General features: G+C 58.3%; 5 protein-coding genes. 3 read left to right on the top strand and 2 right to left on the bottom strand.

Annotated elements, in window-relative coordinates:
• Positions 1 to 51: 51 nt before the first annotated feature.
• Positions 52 to 936 (bottom strand): EamA family transporter RarD, encoded by an 885-nt coding sequence (rarD, locus tag ACI77I_RS31705; protein ID WP_094953864.1) that lies wholly within the window; start codon positions 934 to 936, stop codon positions 52 to 54.
• Between the two features lie 553 nt (positions 937 to 1,489).
• Positions 1,490 to 2,404, bottom strand: a complete 915-nt coding sequence (locus ACI77I_RS31700) for a ParB/Srx family N-terminal domain-containing protein (protein ID WP_407000132.1) — start codon at positions 2,402 to 2,404, stop codon at positions 1,490 to 1,492.
• 151 nt (positions 2,405 to 2,555) lie between these two features.
• Here ACI77I_RS31700 and ACI77I_RS31695 point away from each other — a divergent pair, with 151 nt between their 5' ends.
• The 3 genes from ACI77I_RS31695 (at position 2,556) to ACI77I_RS31685 (ending at position 3,977) form a co-directional block, all read left to right on the top strand.
• A complete protein-coding gene (locus tag ACI77I_RS31695) occupies positions 2,556 to 2,930 on the top strand; it encodes a YajD family HNH nuclease (RefSeq protein WP_003210675.1) in 375 nt (124 codons plus the stop codon).
• A gap of 169 nt (positions 2,931 to 3,099) precedes the next feature.
• The gene (locus ACI77I_RS31690; protein WP_003189607.1) at positions 3,100 to 3,567 is read left to right on the top strand and encodes an RNA methyltransferase; all 468 of its coding nucleotides are present in this window, start codon (positions 3,100 to 3,102) and stop codon (positions 3,565 to 3,567) included.
• A gap of 68 nt (positions 3,568 to 3,635) precedes the next feature.
• Positions 3,636 to 3,977: a DUF2892 domain-containing protein gene (locus ACI77I_RS31685; RefSeq protein WP_094953866.1), complete on the top strand. Its 342-nt coding sequence runs from the start codon at positions 3,636 to 3,638 to the stop codon at positions 3,975 to 3,977.
• Positions 3,978 to 4,155: the final 178 nt, after the last annotated feature.

Raw genomic sequence — 4,155 nt, 5'->3', positions numbered from 1 at the left:
GTTGCGTAGATACCTATGCCTCCCGAATTAAACCACTGCGCGGGCCGTCGCTCAGATCGACCGGCGCAGTCGGCTCAAATGCCTCAAGCCTTCCAACACCAGCACCACCACTGCCAACCAGATCGGCAGGTAGGTCATCCATTGGCCCGGTTTGAGCGCGTCTCCCAGCATCAGCGAGACCGCCACCAACAGCACCGGCTCGGCATAACTGAGCAAGCCGAACAGGCTGAACGGCAACAAGCGACTGGCCATGATGTAGGAATAACCGGCCGCCGCGCTGACCAAGCCCATCAACGGTACCAGCCAATACAGCGCCGGGCGCTGCCCCAGGGTCTCGCTGATTGACCCATCCTTGAGCACGAACCACAGCGCCACAGGGACCATCAGCGTCATGTCCAACCATAACCCGCCCAGGTTATCGGTGCCGCAGCGCCGACGCAGGACGAAGTAAAGCGGGTAGCCCACGCACACCACCAAGGTGGTCCAGGAGAACCCGCCCGTGCGATACAACTCATTGGCCACACCCACCGCAGCCAACGCAGCGGCAATCTTTTGCAAATGCGAAAGGCGTTCGCCATAGACGATACGCCCAGTGATGACCATGGTCAGCGGCAGCAGGAAGTACCCCAGCGACACATCCAGGCCGTGCCCATTGAGCGGGGCCCACATGAAGATCCACAACTGCACGCCCACCAACGCACTGGTCACCAGCACACAGGGCAGCAAGGCGGGCTTTGCACGCAATCGCTGGTAGATCAGCGGCACCCATTTCCAATCCCCGGATAGGCACAGCAGCAGCGTCATGAACGGCAACGAGATGAGCATTCGCCAGCCGAATATCTGCTGGCCATCCAAGGGATCAAGAAGGGAGGTAAAGAAATACAGCACGCCAAACAGGAAGGAAGCGGACACCGCCAGAACAACACCTTTAGACACAACAGCCTCTATAACAGATTGCATTTATTTAATTGAAACAAGCAGGCGCACTCACCGGCGTGAGTACACGCAAGACAACCATCAGAACTTTATTAACGGGCACCGAAAACTCATAACTCATACACAGTATAAAACCTGAGCCATACAGTTATAAACATACAGAGCACGTCGATTTTTTTATTATTCTCACGACAATCATCAGACACTTTAACCCGCCTGACTTCAGTCACTGGAAGCAGCACACGCTGGACGAGTGCCGCTGATTTGAAACGCCACGACATCCGCCGCATAGATTGATGTCGGGTTGGGAAGCCCCGCGCTGCGGGACCTTCACAGTCGTCAGGTAAGACCTGAGGGTTGGAGAACCTGGCACCACCACCGAACACACTAACGGCAGTAGGCCAAGAGACGCCACATTAAAGAAGCTGACAAAGTTAGTCCAACACTTTCTAGCCCGCGAATAACTTTTTTCTTATTTAACCACCCCGCGGCATTTAGTTCGATATCTGCCGCACGCTTACTGTATATTTAGCCGCCATACGCCCCAGGCTAATTACTGACTTCTTCTGTCGATAACGTACGGCACTTTCTTTTCGAGCGTATTCTCCAACTCCTTGCGATTAAGTGTGGTGAAGCCTCCCAATTGATGCGCGGTGAAGCCGCTGTCGCCGACCCGCGAGCCCGGCGTCAGACTGACCATGCGCTGGGCGACGGCTTCGAGCACGGCCTTGTAGCCATCCTTCTTGTTCAGGTTGAAGGCACTCAGGTCGATCTGTGTGCGCAGCCAGTTGCCCCAGTAAAACTCCAGAAACTCCGGTGCAATCGCGCCATCCTCCGGCTTGCCGTAGGCGGCTTTGCGAGTGAAGTACACCAGGCTGCGGAACGTGTCGTCCTGCAGGTTCTTGAAGCCCAGGTGCGCCGGCAGTTGCTGCGCCGGCAGGGTTTGGCCTTGATTGTCTTTGAGCCAGACCTTGCGCGCGGCCTCCATGCGCTGCCAGAAGGTGGCGATGTTAGGGCTGTTGCTGAAGTCGTCGGTGACCTTTACCCACATTTTCAGCTGCGGGCCGCCACCGGGCACTTCCCACAGGGTGGTGAAGCTGTGGTGGCCGTCGGTCAGGTACAACTGGCCACCGGGGCCGACCACCACGGTTTTCATGTCCTGCGGGTGAGTGCCCACCGGGTCCTTGCAGGTGAAACTGGCGGGTTGCTGCAGGTCGGCCTTTTTCGGCACGTTGTCGGCGGCGCCCTGGCCATTGGTTTCGCAGTACTCATCGAACACCTTGGACTTCTTGTCGGCAAACAAGCCCAAGCTGTAATAAATCTGGTCGAAGCCCACTACGGCCTGGGTGGGGTGCAGTTGTTCGAGGGACACCTCGATCACTTGGCCGGGCTGGGGCGTCGAGAACGCCTGGGCGTGAGCCGCCAGCAGGCTGAACAGCAGCGCAACGGTCCCTGTGTATAAACGCATAGGTTTCAGATCCTTGTGAATGAAGTGAGCCGATACTACAAACGATTGCCATCGCCAGGCGGTACTGCTGCTGAAAAAGCCAGCAGTCATTTACCTCGCGAGCGGCTAGAATCAACGTTATCCGTGACCCACCAAATAGCCAGGAGCCATGATGAGCTCGACCAACCCGCCCTCCCACACTGCCAAGCTGGACCGCATCCTCGCCGATGCCCAGCGCGACCGGGAAATGGGCTACCGCGACAAAGCCTTGAAGATGTACCCGCACGTGTGCGGCCGCTGCGCCCGTGAATTCGCCGGCAAGCGCCTGAGCGAGCTGACCGTACACCATCGCAACCACAATCATGATGACAACCCCCAGGACGGTTCCAACTGGGAGTTGCTGTGCCTGTACTGCCACGACAACGAACACTCGCGCTACACCGACCAGCAGTACTTCGGCGAAGGCTCCACCAGCAGCCCGACGATTGCCAAGGCCACGCACAACCCGTTTGCGGCGTTGGCGGGGTTGATGAAGAAGGACGACTGAGGTTCTTCTTTGCCTGTCAGGGCCCCATCGCAGGCAAGCCAGCGCCCACATTTGACTGTATTCACACCGCCAAAATGTGGGAGCGGGCTTGCCCGCGACGGCGATGGCCCAAGCACTCCATCACGCCAAGGCCGTATAATCGCCGTTTTTCTCCAAGGCACCCTTCCCCGTGGGCAATAAACGCTACAGCTGCATCGGTTTGTACAACCCCAAATCCCCCGAAAACGTCGGTTCGGTGATGCGTGCCGCCGGCTGCTACGGCGTGGCCTCGGTGTTCTACACCGGCGTGCGTTACGAGCGCGCCCGGGACTTCATCACCGACACCAAGAAGGTCCACCACGACATTCCGCTGATCGGCATCGATGACCTGAAAAAGATTCTGCCGTTAGGCTGCATCCCCGTCGCCGTGGAGTTGGTCGAAGGCGCCCGCCCGTTGCCCGAATACACCCACCCCGACCGTGCGCTGTATATCTTCGGCCCCGAAGACGGCTCGCTGGACAAAGAGATCCGCGACTGGTGCGAAGACGTGGTGTACATCCCGACCACCGGCTGCATGAACCTCGCTGCCACCGTCAACGTGGTGCTCTACGACCGCCTGGCCAAGGGCAATAACACCCGCTCGGGCCCCAAGTACTGATTTTTCGGGAACATCCGGCGCCCGCAAACAGTCAGCTACTTATCACTTGCCCTTGTTGGAGACAGACCATGAGCGACAGCAAAAACCTGCGACCTATCATCGAACACGCGCCATTTGAAACCCAACCCAGCCAAAACGTGCACGGCTGGGAGCGCATCGGCTCGGTGGCCGGCGGCGTGATGATGGTCGGCAAAGGCCTGCGCCGTGGCGGGATCTTCGGGCTGATCCAGGTGGCGATTGGCGGTGTGGCGCTGGTGCGCGGGGTCACCGGGCACAGTTCGCTCAAAGACAAGCTGGAACAGGGCCGCCAGGAAATGAACAGCGTGCGCACGAAGATCGAGCGCGCCGGGGAAGAGCTGAAAAACCTGAAGACTAAGGCCGAAGTGGCGGCCGAGAAAGCCACCAAATAATAAGGCTGAACCCACTCTCCAAAATATTGGAGATCCAAATGTGGGAGGGCTTGTGTGGGAGCCGGGCTTGCCCGCGATGCAGGCACCGAGGTGTATCAGTTACACCGCGGTGATGCTATCGCAGCATAGGTATCTACCCATCTTTTTATGGGTTGAGTTCTTTGGTTGTCGCGGCGGC

This window comes from Pseudomonas sp. D47 (assembly GCF_045447305.1).
GTDB lineage: Bacteria > Pseudomonadota > Gammaproteobacteria > Pseudomonadales > Pseudomonadaceae > Aquipseudomonas.
This window is presented reverse-complemented; position numbering and strand designations above follow the sequence as displayed.

Coding starts and splice junctions, on each gene's coding strand:
- ACI77I_RS31700 (WP_407000132.1), bottom strand. CDS start 2,404: ATGCGTTTATACACAGGGACCGTTGCGCTGCTGTTCAGCCTGCTGGCG.
- ACI77I_RS31685 (WP_094953866.1), top strand. CDS start 3,636: ATGAGCGACAGCAAAAACCTGCGACCTATCATCGAACACGCGCCATTT.
- ACI77I_RS31695 (WP_003210675.1), top strand. CDS start 2,556: ATGAGCTCGACCAACCCGCCCTCCCACACTGCCAAGCTGGACCGCATC.